Annotated in this window: 17 protein-coding genes; 15 read left to right on the forward strand and 2 right to left on the reverse strand. The window is 34.4% G+C overall.

Translation table 11 applies throughout. The annotated features are described in order from the left end of the window. Positions 1-32: 32 nt before the first annotated feature. The 5 genes from BSF41_RS13755 to BSF41_RS13775 all read left to right on the forward strand — a co-directional run bounded on the left by BSF41_RS13755 (position 33) and on the right by BSF41_RS13775 (position 6,257). Positions 33-2,210 (forward strand): HAD-IIB family hydrolase, encoded by a 2,178-nt coding sequence (locus BSF41_RS13755; protein ID WP_095930073.1) that lies wholly within the window; start codon positions 33-35, stop codon positions 2,208-2,210. A gap of 497 nt (positions 2,211-2,707) precedes the next feature. Continuing rightward, positions 2,708-4,219 carry a glycosyl hydrolase family 32 gene (locus BSF41_RS13760; protein WP_095930074.1) on the forward strand — a complete coding sequence of 504 codons (1,512 nt, stop codon included), beginning with the start codon at positions 2,708-2,710 and terminating at the stop codon, positions 4,217-4,219. Positions 4,220-4,225: 6 nt separating this feature from the next. Next, positions 4,226-4,747, forward strand: coding sequence for a PPC domain-containing DNA-binding protein (locus BSF41_RS13765; RefSeq protein ID WP_216359046.1), 522 nt, complete (start codon positions 4,226-4,228; stop codon positions 4,745-4,747). Between the two features lie 153 nt (positions 4,748-4,900). Continuing rightward, positions 4,901-5,491: a Crp/Fnr family transcriptional regulator gene (locus BSF41_RS13770; protein ID WP_095930075.1), complete on the forward strand. Its 591-nt coding sequence runs from the start codon at positions 4,901-4,903 to the stop codon at positions 5,489-5,491. A 76-nt stretch (positions 5,492-5,567) separates the two neighbouring features. Next, positions 5,568-6,257, forward strand: coding sequence for a CPBP family intramembrane glutamic endopeptidase (locus BSF41_RS13775; protein ID WP_095930076.1), 690 nt, complete (start codon positions 5,568-5,570; stop codon positions 6,255-6,257). A gap of 248 nt (positions 6,258-6,505) precedes the next feature. Here the strand turns inward: BSF41_RS13775 and BSF41_RS13780 are convergent, their stop codons facing one another. Beyond that, complete coding sequence (locus BSF41_RS13780; RefSeq protein ID WP_095930077.1) at positions 6,506-6,862, reverse strand: hypothetical protein; 357 nt, start codon at positions 6,860-6,862, stop codon at positions 6,506-6,508. A gap of 170 nt (positions 6,863-7,032) precedes the next feature. Here BSF41_RS13780 and BSF41_RS13785 point away from each other — a divergent pair, with 170 nt between their 5' ends. The 9 genes from BSF41_RS13785 to BSF41_RS13825 all read left to right on the forward strand — a co-directional run bounded on the left by BSF41_RS13785 (position 7,033) and on the right by BSF41_RS13825 (position 14,445). Then, the gene (locus tag BSF41_RS13785; RefSeq protein ID WP_095930078.1) at positions 7,033-8,160 is read left to right on the forward strand and encodes an NAD(P)/FAD-dependent oxidoreductase; all 1,128 of its coding nucleotides are present in this window, start codon (positions 7,033-7,035) and stop codon (positions 8,158-8,160) included. Then, a complete protein-coding gene (locus tag BSF41_RS13790) occupies positions 8,161-8,874 on the forward strand; it encodes a methyltransferase domain-containing protein (RefSeq protein ID WP_095930079.1) in 714 nt (237 codons plus the stop codon). Continuing rightward, positions 8,871-9,923 carry a type III polyketide synthase gene (locus tag BSF41_RS13795; RefSeq protein WP_095930080.1) on the forward strand — a complete coding sequence of 351 codons (1,053 nt, stop codon included), beginning with the start codon at positions 8,871-8,873 and terminating at the stop codon, positions 9,921-9,923. Before BSF41_RS13790 ends, BSF41_RS13795 begins: the two co-directional genes overlap by 4 nt. Positions 9,924-9,935: 12 nt before the next feature. Continuing rightward, the gene (locus BSF41_RS13800) at positions 9,936-10,373 is read left to right on the forward strand and encodes a 3-hydroxyacyl-ACP dehydratase FabZ family protein (protein WP_095930081.1); all 438 of its coding nucleotides are present in this window, start codon (positions 9,936-9,938) and stop codon (positions 10,371-10,373) included. After that, positions 10,370-11,638, forward strand: a complete 1,269-nt coding sequence (locus BSF41_RS13805; protein WP_095930082.1) for a beta-ketoacyl synthase — start codon at positions 10,370-10,372, stop codon at positions 11,636-11,638. Before BSF41_RS13800 ends, BSF41_RS13805 begins: the two co-directional genes overlap by 4 nt. A gap of 1 nt (position 11,639) precedes the next feature. Further along, positions 11,640-11,894, forward strand: a complete 255-nt coding sequence (locus BSF41_RS13810; protein ID WP_095930083.1) for a phosphopantetheine-binding protein — start codon at positions 11,640-11,642, stop codon at positions 11,892-11,894. Next, entirely contained in the window at positions 11,891-12,391 is a 501-nt protein-coding gene (locus tag BSF41_RS13815; protein ID WP_095930084.1) for a 4'-phosphopantetheinyl transferase superfamily protein, read from the forward strand. The genes BSF41_RS13810 and BSF41_RS13815 overlap by 4 nt, the downstream gene beginning before the upstream one ends. Positions 12,392-12,506: 115 nt before the next feature. Next, complete coding sequence (locus BSF41_RS13820; RefSeq protein WP_095930085.1) at positions 12,507-13,292, forward strand: polysaccharide deacetylase family protein; 786 nt, start codon at positions 12,507-12,509, stop codon at positions 13,290-13,292. Positions 13,293-13,317: 25 nt separating this feature from the next. After that, positions 13,318-14,445 carry an aspartyl protease family protein gene (locus BSF41_RS13825; protein ID WP_141248147.1) on the forward strand — a complete coding sequence of 376 codons (1,128 nt, stop codon included), beginning with the start codon at positions 13,318-13,320 and terminating at the stop codon, positions 14,443-14,445. Between the two features lie 141 nt (positions 14,446-14,586). Here BSF41_RS13825 and BSF41_RS23760 read toward each other — a convergent pair whose 3' ends face one another. Further along, positions 14,587-14,763 carry a hypothetical protein gene (locus BSF41_RS23760; protein WP_172426907.1) on the reverse strand — a complete coding sequence of 59 codons (177 nt, stop codon included), beginning with the start codon at positions 14,761-14,763 and terminating at the stop codon, positions 14,587-14,589. A 204-nt stretch (positions 14,764-14,967) separates the two neighbouring features. On the opposite strand from BSF41_RS23760, the gene BSF41_RS13830 reads away from it, so the two are divergent. After that, entirely contained in the window at positions 14,968-15,366 is a 399-nt protein-coding gene (locus BSF41_RS13830) for a helix-turn-helix domain-containing protein (RefSeq protein WP_095930087.1), read from the forward strand. Positions 15,367-15,429 lie beyond the last annotated feature (63 nt).

The raw sequence follows: 15,429 nt of genomic DNA on the forward strand, positions 1-15,429 counted from the left end.
GTAACTTGCATTTTTAAAATAATTAATGAAGAATGATGAAAAAATTACGAATTTCTCTTATCAATATACACGGACTTTTGAAAGGTTCTGGTCTCGAAATCGGTCGAGATGCTGACAACGGAGGTCAGACCAAATACATATACGAATTAGCAGAATTTTTATCTCAACATGAAGATGTAGAACACGTTCATCTTTTTACCAGATTAATTGATGATCCCGCTCTTTCGCCAGAATATGCCGTGCCTATAGAAAATATAAATGATAAACTGGATATAAGGCGAATTCCGTTTCTGGGGAAAAAGTATAAAGCAAAAGAACAGCTTTGGGAAGGTCTTGATACTTTTGTGAACGGCGCGATGCAACACATCAAACAACACAATATTTTCCCAGATTGGATTCACTCCCACTACGCTGACGCTGGATATGCCGCAGCCGAATTATCAGCCGTTTTAAACATTCCTTTCGCACACACAGGACATTCATTAGGATTCTACAAAAAGAAAAAACTAATTGAAAGCGGAGAAACGGAAGAAGAACTTGAAAAAAAGTACAAATTCAAAGCCAGAATAGCCGCCGAAGAAAGAACATTAGAACTTGCAGAATTTATTGTTACTTCTACCGAACAGGAAATTGAAACCTACAAAGCATACAAAAACTTCGAATTAGGAAAATACCACGCCATTTCTCCTGGAATTGACACCAGAAAATTTGTTCCTTATTATTATCAAGAAAACGATTCGGACAAACATATGGAAGAAGCGCAACGAAAATATTGGGTTGCCGAAAGCATTTCTAAATTTTTAACCAATCCGCACAAGCCTATAATTCTGGCACTTTCAAGACCTGACCGTCATAAAAACTTGAACACTTTAATTGAAGTTTACGGAAAAGACAAAGAACTCCAAAGCATAGCCAATTTAGTCATTTTTGCTGGTATTCGAAAAGACATTGCCAAAATGCCAGAATCTGAAAAGAACGTTTTAACAGATCTTCTTCTTTTGATGGATAAATACGATTTGTACGGAAAAATGGCCATTCCGAAGAAACATGATGTTGAAAATGAAGTTTCGATTATCTACCGTTATGCTGCAGAAAAAAGAGGTGTTTTTGTGAATTTAGCTTTGCATGAAAACTTCGGCTTGACCGTAATAGAATCGGCTAGTTCTGGGCTTCCCGTTGTGGTAACCAAAAATGGTGGACCTTCAGAAATTATTCCGGTTTGTCAAAACGGAGAATTGGTAAATCCACAAGAAGAAAGCCAAATTAAAAAAGCGCTACGTAATATTCTAACGGATGAAAATAAATGGAAATATTATTCAAATAATGGAGCGATAAATATTCAGAAACATTACAGCTGGATTAGCCACGTCAATCATTATGTAGATATAATTAATGAAAATCTGTCTGTTTCCTCGACTGGAATCAAAAAACAGCATTATCCAAATATCAATATCGACCGATTGAAAAGAAAAATCGATCACCTATTGGTTTCAGATATTGACGGCACTTTAATAGAACCCAAACTAGCAAATCCAGGTTTGAAAGAATTAAAAGCCCATTTAACCAATCGTACCGATAAAATGGCTTTTGCAATGGCTTCTGGACGCAATTTGGAACTCGTAAAAAAAGTAATTGACGAAGAAGAATTTCCTCTGCCCGATTTCATTATCTGTTCAGTTGGAACTGAAATCTATTATACAAACGGAAAGGATTATATTCTAGATAAAGGTTGGGCCAAGTTTCTCTCTGGAAGATGGAAAAGAGACGAAATTGTCAATACACTTAAAGGCATAAAATGGATTAAACTACAGGAAGAAGAAGCGCAAAACCCTTTTAAAATCTCTTATTATTATGATAAAGAACATTACAATCATGATGAGTTAATTCAAATTTTAGGAACGGGATGGTACAAAGTCAATATTATTCCGAGTCACGGTCAGTTTTTAGATTTTATTCCGAAAAGAGCTTCTAAAGGAAATGCTATTAAATTTTTATGCCGAAAATGGTCGATTCCTTTAGGAAACGTAATTGCTGCAGGAGATTCTGGAAATGATGTTGATATGTTTAGAGGTCCAGTGAAAGGAATTATTGTTGGAAATCGAAGTTCTGAACTTGCCGATTACGAAACGACCAAAAATATTTATGTCGCTAAAAATTCAGCTTCAGAAGGAATTTTGGAAGGTTTAAAACATTATAAAGTTATAAAATAATATTGTTGAGTTAAAAATTCTAAACACATAGAAACATAGGTTTTATTCTGACTTAAAGAGAAGAAAAAGAAACTAGTTTTCAAACATAGAACAAACTCAAGGGTCAACTTTGTCAAAGTTTAAAACCAAGGGTATAATGAACATAAAACATAAATTATAAAATTGGTTTATGCATTTTTGTCATTTCGACGAAGGAGAAATCTCCGCGAGAAGCTCGACAAAGATTGGATTTTCGTTACGGAGTTACTTGCGGAGATTTGCTTCGCCAATTCGCTATCGCTCGAGTCTCCCTTCGGTCGAAATGACAAAGATTGTGGTTACTGTGTAATACTAAAGTTCCTTACACTCTTGCTTTCAAAACTTTGACAAAGTTTAACGGTTAAAAGATCTATGTTCATTTTAACTAAATAAAATGCCTTTTTTAACTCAAAGTAAAACTATGATTCTTTGTGTTTAAAAAATTAAAAATATACTAACAGTTTAAAATAAATAATAAAATGTATTCAGGTTCAGGATTTAGCAACTGGGAAATTGGAGATGTTGATGTATTTATAGATGAAAAAGGAATCCATCATTTATTTCATTTAATCATTCCCAATCACGATTATATCGCTCATGCCATTTCAAAAGATGGCCTTTCGTGGAAACGAGTAAAAAATGCCCTATTTGTTGGCGATCCTGGAGAATGGGACGATGATATGTTATGGACGATGCATATCAGCAAAAAATCGGATGGCGAAGGTTATGAAATGTATTATACAGGTCTTAAACGCCAAGATAAAGGAATCGAACAAAAAGTAGGAAGAGCAATTTCTACCGATCTGCTTACTTGGAAAAAAGAAAATCTATACGGACTTCCTTTTAAAAGTGAAGCGCCACATTATGAGGGCAAGAATAATAATCCGCGTCAATGGATAAGCTTTCGTGACCCATTTAAATACCAATACAAAGGAGAAGATTATTTGTTAATCTGCGCCCGAAGCGCCTCTGGACCAACATACCGCAGAGGCTGTATTGGTGTAGCCAAAAGAGAAAAAGAAGGTTATGTGCTGCAAAAACCGCTTCATATTCCGTACGTGTATGATGATGTAGAATGCCCGTGTGTGTTTGAAATTAAAGGAACGCATTATCTTTTGGGATCCATTAGAGAAGATATTAAAATACGGTATTGGTCTTCGCCAGAATTTAGAGGAGAATATTCTGCATTTCACAACAATGTGCTGATGCCACAAGGAAACTATGCCGCCAGAGTGGTTAAAGATGGAAAACATTATTTGGTTTACAATTTCTATTTCGCAGACGGAAACGTGAATACGCATCGTGTGATTCCGCCACCGAAAGAATTGGATGTCGATAAGAGCGGAAGACTTCTTTTGAAAAGCTATTATTATTGGCAAAAACTGTATCAGAAAACCATACTTCAAAAAGATCTGCCCCTTCCCTTACCTATTTTAGGAAATCCGACAGCAGAATTTGTTTTGGAAAACGAAAACAAATGGCGATTTGGATGCCGAAGCGGTTACGAAATTTATGGTTTCGAAAAGCCATCAAATGATTTTGTTTGGGAAGGAACATTGTCTGTTGAAGGAATGGGAAAAACGGGCTTTGTAATTGAATGTGATAAAGAAGGAACGGGCTATTATATTTCGATTGATTTTATGAATGGCTTCGTGCAGTTTAGAGCTTGGGGATTTAATGAAAAGGATGTGAAGAATAATTTTATCTTTGAAAACATCCAAACCAATCAGTTTGAAATTAGTGACGAAAAACAGATTTCTTTTAAAATTATCCGCTACGGAAATTATTATGAACTTTCGATAAATGACATTGTAAAACTAACTTTATTGGATTTTAAATACAACGAAGGAAAAGTCGGAATCTATGTCTGTTCGGCTGTAATTTCGATAAGCGATTCTAAAATTCATGTCATTCCAGAACCAGAAAACGAATACGCAGCTTCTGATCCTGAAAAATATGATAATGAATTACAACCCAATTCTCTAATTTAAATACTTATGAATATACAACCCCTTAAAATCGGTATGGCATTGATACTTTTAATGTCTCTTAATTTTGCTAATGCCCAACAGAAAGATGCTGAAAAATGCCGTTATACCAAAACACCTCAAGGTTATCTGATGGTTCTTCGCGAAGGCGATAATGTTTTGGAACTAATTGAAAAATTAGCCAAAGAGCAAAATATTCCGTCAGCAAATTTTACTGGAATAGGTTTTGCACAAGATGCCACTTTTGGATTTTATGATTTCAACCAAAAGAAATTTCACCCCAAAACTTTCAATAAAGTAGAAATGGGAAGCATTACGGGATCTATTGCTTGGAGCGGCGACAAACCTTCAATACATATGCACGGAGTTGCAACCGATGATAAATTTGATGCTTACGGCGGTCATATTCTTGGACTGAAAGTAGGAACGGGTTCTATGGAAATTTATATCACAGTGAATCCTGAAAAACTAGAAAGAAAAATAGAACAGCCATTGAATGCAAATGTGTTACAATTGCCTTGTTTAAAGTAGATTTTTGCCGTCTTAAACTTTGTCAAAGTTTAGAACTTTGACAAAGTTGTCTTACCAGTCTTCTCAAAAAATATAAGTAAACAGGATAATAAAGCTGTTTTTATTTTGAAAGATAAAACCTATATTGGCATTCCAAACTGATAATTCTAAAAAATGCCACATAGTCCTTCTCCAGAAGATGTAAAGAGAATTTTCGAAAATTATTTTACTGCCGATATGAATATCTGGACGGGATTTTCGGAAAAAATTAGAGTTCGTGAATTTGACAAATCTGAAATTATAAAAGATTATCACGGTGTCGAAAAATATCTTAACATCATTATTAAAGGATCGGCTGGACTATTTGTTTGGGATGGCAAAAGAGATATTTGCATTAATCTTCTTTACGAAAATAGTTTTATTAGCGATTATATGTCTTTCTTAAATCAGCAGCCGTCTGTTATTAAAACCGAAGCTTTAGAAGATGTAACGCTTTGGTCTATTTCTAATCAAGATTTAAATGAATTGTACCAAAGATCGGAAACGGGTTTGCGAATCGGAAAAGCTATTTCTGAAATGTTGTATGTGCGTAAGCAGCAAGAACAAATTAACCTGCTGACACTTTCGCCACAAGAACGTTATTTAAAACTTATAGAAGGACGTCCAGAAATTTTTCAAAGAACGCCACTTAAAATCATTGCTTCCTATTTGGGATTAACGGCCGAAAGTTTAAGCCGAATTCGAAAAAGAGTTATGGAAAAATGATTTCTTACCCAAAGTCAATTTTATTTTCATTTTCGTGCCCTAAGTTTGCTTCACTAAACCAAACAAATTTAAAACGATGAAAAATAAAATCAACTTTGGCGCTATTATAGTTTATTATGTAATTGCTGTAATCTGCAGATATGCAGCTGTTAAAACCAATTTATTATCTGGAATAGAAAATCCGTATTTAGCCATTTTGCTGCGCGGTGTTGGTCCTGCTTTAGGAGCTTGGGCTGTAATAAAAATATTCTCGCTTCATAATCCGATGTCATTAAAAGGGATTTATAAAAATGCTCTAGTTCCGTTTGCCGTTTATTGGATTCTTCCAGCCGTTTTAATTGCAAGTGTTTATTACTTTACAATCGGTAAATTTCCAATTTTATTAATGTTTACGGTTTTGGCTTACGGACTTTTAGAAGAAATCGGTTGGCGCGGATTTTTACAAGAACAATTAAAATCGCTTCCTAAATTTACTTCGATATTGATTATTGCTTTACTTTGGTTTGCATGGCATTTAAACTTCGAAATAACGCCAAGCAATATGACTTTCTTCGGAATCATTTTCTTCGGAAGTTGGGGAATCGGAAAAGTATATACTTCTACAGGATCGTTATTGGCAGTTGCAGGAGTGCATTCGCTAAACAATTTCTTCCGTAATGGCTTGCATGAAACAGAGCTTACTTTAATCGTTGTGTTATTAGTAATATGGGTTGGTTTTATTATTCTTTATAACAGAAAATATAAAACTGTAGTAAATCCAACATAGACTTTAAACCCTAAACTTTGACTTCAATGAACCTTTATCTTCAATAAAATAACCCCAATCATTGTCATTTCGACCGAAGGGAGAAATCTCCACAAGTAGCTCCGCAACGAAAATCCAATCTTTGTCGAGCTACTAACGGAGATTTCTCCCTTCGGTCGAAATGACAAAAATGTGAAAACCAACTTTATAATTTATCTTTCCTCGAAGTTCTTTACACCCATGGTTTAAAACTTAAAAATTATTCTCCCTTAATTTAATCGTTCTGTAGTTTCCATTCTCAAACAATGTTCACTTCCTAAATACAAAGGATCTCCATGTTTCTCCGACCAAAATCCGTCTAAAACATCTTTTGTAATGCATCTATAGACCGCAACTCCTTTATAGGTTTTATGGTCATCTCCTTTATAACTGAAATTAATTACCAGAATATTATCTTTAAAGAAACCCGTTCCTTTTTGTTTGTGCGAGTTGATAATCCAATCTGCCTTTATGCGATTGTTTTGATCTAACGTCAGCGTCAAGACACCTTTGTATGTTATCTCATTACTATCGTCCTGATTGCTTCCAGAAATGGAATAAGTGCCTACTAAATCTTGTATTGTCATTTATTTAATGCGCTATTTTTTGCAAAAGTAAAAATTATCTTTTAAATCAATTTTCTCACATTTTTTTCTAATAATAACTCATTGTAAACTTTTAAAATAAAGTTGAAATTTTGTTAATTTCTTATGGAATTAAGTAAGATCATTTAAGTTTTTATGATTAAATTGGTTGTATGAGAACAAATCCTGACGTACTTATTATTGGAGGCGGTCTTGCTGGCCTGGCAAGTGCTTTACACTTATCCAAAAAAGGATTGAAGGTGATTCTTATCGAAAAAAACACCTATCCAAAACATAAAGTTTGCGGAGAATATATCTCAAATGAAATCTTGCCTTATTTATTTTGGTTGGAATTAGATGTTAGGGAACTTCAGCCAACCAGTATTTCTAATTTTGAATTTACAGCCCAAAACGGAAAAACAGCAAAAACTAAACTTCCACTGGGCGGTTTCGGAATCAGCCGTTATGCAATGGATAATTTCTTGTTTGAAAAAGCAACCGAAAATGGCTGTACTATTATAACCGATCACGTCTCTCATATTTCTTTTGAAAATGAGATTTTTACTGTCACTACTTCCGAAGAAATTATTTCATCAAAAATAGTTTTAGGCGCTTACGGCAAAAGATCGAATATAGATCAGGTTTTGTCAAGAGATTTTATTGCTAAAAAATCACCTTGGCTAGCCGTAAAAGGACATTACAAAGGAAATTTTGACGAAAGTCTTGTGGCTTTGTACAATTTTCAAGGCGGATATTGCGGCGTTTCAAAGGTCGAAAACGACGTTATAAATATTTGCTATTTAGCGGATTTTGATACTTTTAAAAAATACAAAAACATCGAAGAGTACCAAAAAGCGGTGCTTTATAAAAATAAAAAATTGAAAGGGATTTTTGAAAACAGCACTTCCCTATTCGAAAAGCCTTTAACGATCAGTCAGATTTCATTCGATAAAAAAGAACCTGTAGAAAATCACATTTTAATGATTGGAGACACCGCAGGATTAATTCATCCCATGTGTGGCAACGGAATGGCAATGGCAATTCATAGCGCTAAAATAGCTTCTGAGCTTGTGCTTGATTTTTATTATGGAAAAATAGAATCGAGAAGCGAATTTGAAAAAGAATACATTAAAGAATGGAAAAAGCATTTTAGCAAAAGATTATTCTTTGGTAGAGTTTTAGCCAAAGCGCTGACACATAAAAATCTGACTCATATCATGACAACTGTCGCAGCATCAATTCCTGCATTACTATCGTTCATTATAAAACAAACGCACGGCCGACCAATAACAATTGAATAAATGGGTGTAAACACTAAATATAGAACAGAAGAAATTGAAATAATGGATGATTTTTCGCTTCAAAGCGAAGAGCTTATTGGCGCGTTAGATCAAATTGCTTCTATTAATCAATTGCTTGGCGGAAATAAACTCACGCTTAATGGCATAAAAGAACTTTTAAAAAAGACGGATACTTCTCAAACCATTACCATCGCCGATATTGGATGCGGAAATGGAGACATGCTAAGAATGCTTGCCAAATATGGAAAAAAGCAAAATCTTCAGTTCCAATTAATTGGAATCGATGCCAATGCTTTTACCATTGATTATGCCAAGAAACTGTCAAAAGATTTTCCGAACATATCATATAGCTGCATGGATATTTTTAGCGAAGATTTCAATCGGCTAAAATACGATATTGTTTTGTGCACGCTAACGCTGCATCATTTTACCACCAGTCAAATTGATGAAGTAATGGATACTTTAAACCAAAATGCTTCGATTGGAATTGTGGTAAACGATCTTCACAGAAGCAAAATTGCGTATCGATTGTTTGAGCTCATAAGCGTTGTGTTCAATCTCAATACAATGTCGCGCAACGATGGTTTGATTTCTATTTTAAAAGGATTCAAAAAAAACGAATTGGAGCATTTCTCCAAAAAACTAAATCTAAAAAACTATTCCATAAACTGGAAATGGGCCTTTCGCTACCAGTGGATAATTACTAAAATATGAGTGTAAAGATAATCACGGCTGTTAAACAGCTTCCGCAATATTCTCGAACGACCGAAGAAATACTTCCGCTTGTAGACGTATGGCTTGAAGGTCAGGAAGAGCGTTTTATCAAAAAAGTAAAAAAGATATTCGAAGGCGCTTCTGTAGACAAGCGCTATTCTATCATGGAACCTTCGGAAGTTTTTAACGCTACTTCATTTGAAGAAAAAAATGATATTTATAGCCGCGAAATGATTGTTCTAGGACATCAAGTTCTCGAAAAAGCATTAGAAAAAACAGGCTGGGATCCGCAGAGTTTAGACTATATTATTACGGTAAGCTGTACCGGAATTATGATTCCTTCGCTTGACGCTTATCTGATTAATAAAATGAAATTAAGACAAGATATTGTTCGTCTTCCTGTAACCGAAATGGGCTGCGCAGCAGGAATTTCTGGAATTATTTACGCTAAGAATTTTCTAAAATCGAATCCTGGAAAACGTGCTGCGGTAATAGCAGTAGAATCGCCAACTGCCACTTTTCAGCTCGATGATTTCTCCATGCCAAATATTGTAAGCGCTGCAATTTTTGGAGATGGAGCGGCTTGCTGTTTATTGTCTTCAAAAGAAGAAGATGCTGGTCCTGAAATTCTCGACGAACAGATGTATCATTTTTATGATGCCGAACATATGATGGGTTTCAAGTTAACCAACGGCGGACTGCAAATGGTTCTCGATATTGAAGTTCCAGATACCATTGCTTCTCATTTTGGCGATATTATTCATCCTTTTTTAAAGCAGAATAATCTTGAAATTAAAGATATTGACCACATGATTTTTCATCCCGGAGGAAAAAAAATCGTAACAACGGTTGAATCGCTTTTTGCCGGATTGGAAAAAAATATTGACGACACTAAAGAAATTCTCAAACAATACGGCAATATGTCGAGCGCAACCGTTTTGTATGTTTTAGAAAACATTATGAATCGAAATCCGAAAAAAGGAGAAAAAGGTTTAATGCTGAGTTTTGGTCCAGGATTTTCGGCACAAAGAGTTTTATTGCAATGGTAATTTTAAAAGCTTATGAAATTAAATGATATTATAAAACAGCTACCCTACAGCGAACCTTTTTTGTTTGTAGATGAATTGCTTCACGCAGATGAAAATGGCGTAACTGGAACGTATACCTTCAAAGAAAATCTTGATTTTTACAAAGGCCATTTCAAAGACAATCCGGTTACTCCAGGCGTTATTCTAACTGAAACAATGGCTCAGATTGGAATGGTTTGCTTGGGAATATTTTTGTTGGGAAATGAATTGGGAGAAAATACTGTGATTGCCTTCACTTCTGCCGATATGGAATTTTTAAAACCCGTGTATCCAAATGAAAAAGTAACGGTAACTTCAGAGAAATTGTTCTTTCGCTTTGGAAAATTAAAATGCAATGCGGTCATGAAAAATGAAGCTGGACAAGAAGTTTGCAGAGGCGTTCTGGCAGGAATGATAACAAAAAGATTATGAAAAAACGAGTCGTTATAACAGGTATTGGAGTTGCAGCGCCAAATGGGGTTGGAATTCCTGCGTTTACTCATGCGCTGCAAAATGGCATTTCGGGTATTCGTCATGATTCTCAGCTGGAAGAATTGCAATTTTCTTGTCAGATTGTAGGTCAGCCGCAAATATCTGAAGAGTTGAAAGCGCAGTATTTTACAGAACTCGAACTTCGCGGGTTTAACAGCACAGGAATTTTATACGGCGTTATTGCGGGTATGGAAGCTTGGAACAACGCAGGATTGCCTATTAACGAAAATCCAGATTGGAATAGCGGTGCCATCTTTGGAGCTGGAACTTCTGGAATTGATAAATTTCGTGAAAGCATTTATAAAATTGATGAACTGCAAGTCAGAAGATTAGGAAGTACAGTTGTTGCACAAACGATGAACAGCGGTGTAAGCGCTTATCTTGGAGGTAAAATCGGATTGGGAAATCAGGTAACGACCAATTCATCGGCTTGCACAACAGGAACTGAATCCATATTAATGGCTTACGACCGCATACAATCTGGACAAGCAAAACGAATATTAGCGGGAAGCACTTCTGACAGCGGTCCCTATATTTGGGGTGGATTTGACGCGCTTCGTGTCTGTTCTTCTAAATATAATGACAATCCCGAAGAAGGTTCAAGACCAATGAGTGCTTCCGCTGCCGGATTTGTTCCTGGAAGCGGTGCAGGAGCTTTTGTAATTGAAGATTTGGAAAGCGCTTTAGAACGCAACGCTACTATTTATGCCGAAATATTGGGTGGAAATGTCAATTCGGGCGGACAGCGCGACGGCGGAAGCATGACTGCTCCAAACAGTATAGCTGTGCAAAGATGTATTAAAACTGCTATTGCAAATGCCGGAATCCATCCCAATGAAATTGATGCTATAAACGGGCATTTAACAGCAACAACAAAAGACAGTCTGGAGATTGAAAACTGGACAAAAGCCTTGGAACGAAGCGGTTCTGATTTTCCGTATATTAATTCGCTGAAAAGCTTAACAGGACATTGTTTAAGTGCTTCTGGAAGTATCGAAAGTGTTGCCGCGGTATTACAGCTTCACGAAGGTTTTTTATTTGGAAATAAAAACTGCTCTGATCTTCATCCTGAAATTGCGGCATTGATTGATCCTTCAAAAGCACTTATAGAAACGATTAAAACTAACCCAAAAATAATTGCAAAAGCCAGTTTTGGTTTTGGCGATGTAAACGCATGCGTAATATTTAAAAAATTCGAAAATTAAAATGGACAGAAAAGAACTAACCGAAAGATTAAAAGTAATTATAAAGCCTTTTGCAACCAATACAGAAGCTTATGACAATTTAACTGAAGAAACAGACTTCATTAAAGACCTCAATATAAACTCGGCTAATTTGGTGGATATCGTGCTGGATATTGAAGAAGAATTCGACATCGTAATTGACAATGCCGATATGGAACGAATGCTGGATGTTAAAACTGCTTTGGAAATCATCGAAACCAAACTTGCTGCAAAATGATTGGCAATGACATTATAGATCTCGCGCTGTCCCGTAAAGAAAGCAATTGGCAACGCAAAGGTTTTATAGAAAAGCTTTTCACAGCTGATGAACAACAGCTTATAAAAAAGTATGATGAACCAGAAATCATGGTTTGGCTTTTATGGAGCATGAAAGAGGCTGCGTATAAAATCTATAATCGTCAGTCCAAAATTCGTGAGTTTAGTCCCAAAAAGCTTGTTTGTTTTATAGAAGCATTAGACATAAATAATTCATGCGGGAAAGTAGTTTGCGATAAAAATATTTATCACACCAAAACTATTTTGTCTCTAGAAAGTATTCATACGGTTGCTGTTGCCGATTTTAAAGATCTAAATAATGTGATTGAAGTTGAAAATAAAGAAATTGTAAAAGACGAAAACGGTGTTCCATATTTGAAAATTTCTTCCAATACAGTTCAAGATATTTCAATTAGTCATCATGGGCGTTTTGAAAAGAGGATTATGATACAAAATTAATTTATCAAATACCTAGTGGTTTCATTCCAAACAAATCAGGTTTTAGTTGCTCAGAATATTCTTTATATTTGATTCTTTATATGTTCAATTCATATTCACCAGAAAGCAAAAATCTATGAAAATACTTTTTACAAAAACAGTATTGCTTTTACTTTTCTTAACCTTATTTTCTTGCGAAAATAAAAAACCAAAACCAGTCGCAAAACCTGCCTATAAAGCGGGTGTAATTTTATCTTTTGATGATGCTTATGTCGATGAATGGTCGGAAGCCGATCAAGTTTTGCGAAAATATTCTTGGAAAGCCACTTTTAACGTCTGCAGAATTGATTCGATTGGAGCTCCTGAAATCAAAAAACTACTCGAAATGCAAAAATACGGTCATGAGATTGCCGGACATGGCTATCATCATTACAATGCAGTTAAGTTCACCAAGCAATATAGCGTCAAAGAATATTTAAAACAGGAAATCGATCCGATGATTATTTCTATGAAAAAAAAGTCTTTCAACGTTACTTCCTTTGCTTATCCTTACGGCGAAAGATCAGATTCGCTGGACAAAGCACTATCTCCTCTTTTTAAAATTATTAGAGGAAGAGCATTTGGAGGCGAAATTCCAGAAAAGCAAGACAGTTATTTTAATAATTCTAAAATTGTATTTGCCTTTGATATTGATAACAGCCACATTCATTTTAGCATTCCGTATGTATTAGAATTATTAGATTACGCCAAAAAGAACAATAAAATTCTACTTTTATGCGGTCATAAACCGGTAAAAGAAATCACAGAAAATTATCAGGTTAAAATCGAAACTTTAGAATTTATCTGCAAATACATGAAACTTAATGATCTTAAATTCTATAAACTTTCAGATTTAGACAATTTGCTTCCTCCACAACTTTAGTCCAAAAAAATAGAAATTATAACCAATGAAGATTTATCTTATTTCAATGATGGCTGCCGTAACGGTTTCTCAGGACCAAGTAAAAAATCCTGTAATTAAAGCTTCTTCTAAAATCTGTTATATAAAAGAAGATAATGAAGAAAAAACGAAATGGTATTTAGATTCAAAAGCAAAACCAGATTTATACGTAACCAATAAAACTCCGAAAGAGAAAACGGTTACTTTTTATACCAATGAAGATTCTATCGTCATAAAACTAAAACCTGGAAAAAAGTTTGATTTTGCTGTTATTTTAAATAATACCGACAGCTGTTATACACGTATTGAATGTCCGCCTTTACAAAACTTTTCAAAACTCAAACCTGAAATACATGATACAATTCCTTTTGTGCTTTCAGAATTTAACAACATCATTTTCAAAGTTAAATTAAACGACAAAGAAACACTCGATTTAAAATTTGATTCGGGAACTAGTGATTTTCTTTTAACCAATGATATGATCAGTCAGCTAAAATTAAGCAGTTTAAAAGGGCATCGTTTCCAACTTGGAAATCAAATCTGGAAAGATCAGCAGATTTATCCTGTAGAGCTTTCTGGACAAGGAACTGTGGGGCGCTTTGGCTGGAATCTATTTGATGGCAAAATTGTAGAAATCGATTATGATAAAAAGCTTTTTATAATTCATTCTAAGCTGTCCAAACGAAACAAAGAGTACACAAAATTGGATATGGAATTTACACATACTTTGTTTTGCATTCAAGGACAACTTCAAATAAAAAATACAGTTTATAAAGGCCGTTTTCTTTTTGATAATGGCTATCAGCGTACCGTAATGCTTGATCAAGAAATGGTACAAGAACAGCAATATCCAACAGAAAGTTTACCTGTTCTTAAAAAAGTAATTTTAAAAAATGGTCAAGGCGAAGAAGTTCCAGTTGTGACCGTGAAAAACGAAAAACTTTACTTAGGCAATTTATGTCTAAATGATGTTCCCGTACAATTACTAACAGCAAACAATCCGGCACGATTTAAAACCCATATTCTTGGTAGCGAAGTTTTAAAAAGATTTAATACCATTTTGGATTTTCAGGAAAATAAAGTTTACTTGAAACCAAATTCGCTATGGAATGAATCTTATACTGAAAGTTCATAAAGAATCATAATTATTGTAAAACTCAAAGAATCTAATTTAAACAAATCCATTAAATTAGATTCTTTTTTTATTTCATAATTAAATACTTAGAAGTTTTAAATAATTAAAAACTATACTTGAAAAACATACAGCCTTTTCAGTTTAAAACATAGTATTATCCCGATTTGGATCAAAACTTCCTTTATCTGGATATTTAATGCTATCCTTTAATTCTTCTACTCGTTTTGGATCAAACTTAGGCAATTGCAGTTCGTTATTTTCTTTCCACTTTTTAACGGTTTCGGAGATTTCTTCTGCTTCCCCTCCCTCGCGTAACAAAATAAAATATTTAGAAAAATTTTTAAAAGGAAAATAATTTACTGAATATGCAAAATGAATAAAGACCTGAATAATCAGGGCTTTTTTTCTGTCTGAAAAATTGTATTTTTGTTAAGTCAGACAAAAAGGTGATTTGGTATTTTACAGCACCAAAATGTAGGATACATTTTCTATTTTTTTATTCTTAATTATTATCTTTGAGCTATGAGTACATTACTAAAATCAAATCATATCGGGCGAAAAATAAGCCGTATTCGTGAACTAAAAGACATGAAACAAGAAGCCCTTGCACAAGCTTTGGGAACAAATCAACAGGCAATCTCAGCTATGGAGAATAGTGAAAATGTTGATGAAGAAAAATTAATCCAAGTTGCAAAAGCCTTAGGCGTAAGTGTGGAAGCAATCAAGAATTTTTCAGAAGAAGCGATATTCAATATTATTGGAAATACAATCAATAATAATGATAATGCATCTATGAATTCAAATATTCAGTATCAGCCGACATTTAATCCTCTTGATAAAGTTGTTGAGTTATATGAAAGGTTAGTACAAGCTGAAAAAGATAAAGTGGAATATTTGGAAAAATTATTGAAAGGAAGATAGTTTACCGAATATGCAAAAAGAACAAAGCCCTGATTATTCAGGGCTTTTTTTATGATTATGATA

Origin of the sequence: Flavobacterium sp. ACN2 (assembly GCF_002303885.1) — a bacterium.
Taxonomy (GTDB): domain Bacteria; phylum Bacteroidota; class Bacteroidia; order Flavobacteriales; family Flavobacteriaceae; genus Flavobacterium.

Bases quoted from the DNA above. Each gene is read 5' to 3' on its own strand.
- BSF41_RS13800 (WP_095930081.1), top strand. From the start codon at position 9,936: ATGAAATTAAATGATATTATAAAACAGCTACCCTACAGCGAACCTTTT.
- BSF41_RS13820 (WP_095930085.1), top strand. From the start codon at position 12,507: ATGAAAATACTTTTTACAAAAACAGTATTGCTTTTACTTTTCTTAACC.
- BSF41_RS13755 (WP_095930073.1), top strand. From the start codon at position 33: ATGATGAAAAAATTACGAATTTCTCTTATCAATATACACGGACTTTTG.
- BSF41_RS13815 (WP_095930084.1), top strand. From the start codon at position 11,891: ATGATTGGCAATGACATTATAGATCTCGCGCTGTCCCGTAAAGAAAGC.
- BSF41_RS13780 (WP_095930077.1), bottom strand. From the start codon at position 6,862: ATGACAATACAAGATTTAGTAGGCACTTATTCCATTTCTGGAAGCAAT.
- BSF41_RS13775 (WP_095930076.1), top strand. From the start codon at position 5,568: ATGAAAAATAAAATCAACTTTGGCGCTATTATAGTTTATTATGTAATT.
- BSF41_RS13785 (WP_095930078.1), top strand. From the start codon at position 7,033: ATGAGAACAAATCCTGACGTACTTATTATTGGAGGCGGTCTTGCTGGC.
- BSF41_RS13795 (WP_095930080.1), top strand. From the start codon at position 8,871: ATGAGTGTAAAGATAATCACGGCTGTTAAACAGCTTCCGCAATATTCT.
- BSF41_RS13805 (WP_095930082.1), top strand. From the start codon at position 10,370: ATGAAAAAACGAGTCGTTATAACAGGTATTGGAGTTGCAGCGCCAAAT.
- BSF41_RS13760 (WP_095930074.1), top strand. From the start codon at position 2,708: ATGTATTCAGGTTCAGGATTTAGCAACTGGGAAATTGGAGATGTTGAT.
- BSF41_RS13770 (WP_095930075.1), top strand. From the start codon at position 4,901: ATGCCACATAGTCCTTCTCCAGAAGATGTAAAGAGAATTTTCGAAAAT.
- BSF41_RS13765 (WP_216359046.1), top strand. From the start codon at position 4,226: ATGAATATACAACCCCTTAAAATCGGTATGGCATTGATACTTTTAATG.
- BSF41_RS13810 (WP_095930083.1), top strand. From the start codon at position 11,640: ATGGACAGAAAAGAACTAACCGAAAGATTAAAAGTAATTATAAAGCCT.
- BSF41_RS13790 (WP_095930079.1), top strand. From the start codon at position 8,161: ATGGGTGTAAACACTAAATATAGAACAGAAGAAATTGAAATAATGGAT.
- BSF41_RS13825 (WP_141248147.1), top strand. From the start codon at position 13,318: ATGAAGATTTATCTTATTTCAATGATGGCTGCCGTAACGGTTTCTCAG.
- BSF41_RS13830 (WP_095930087.1), top strand. From the start codon at position 14,968: ATGAGTACATTACTAAAATCAAATCATATCGGGCGAAAAATAAGCCGT.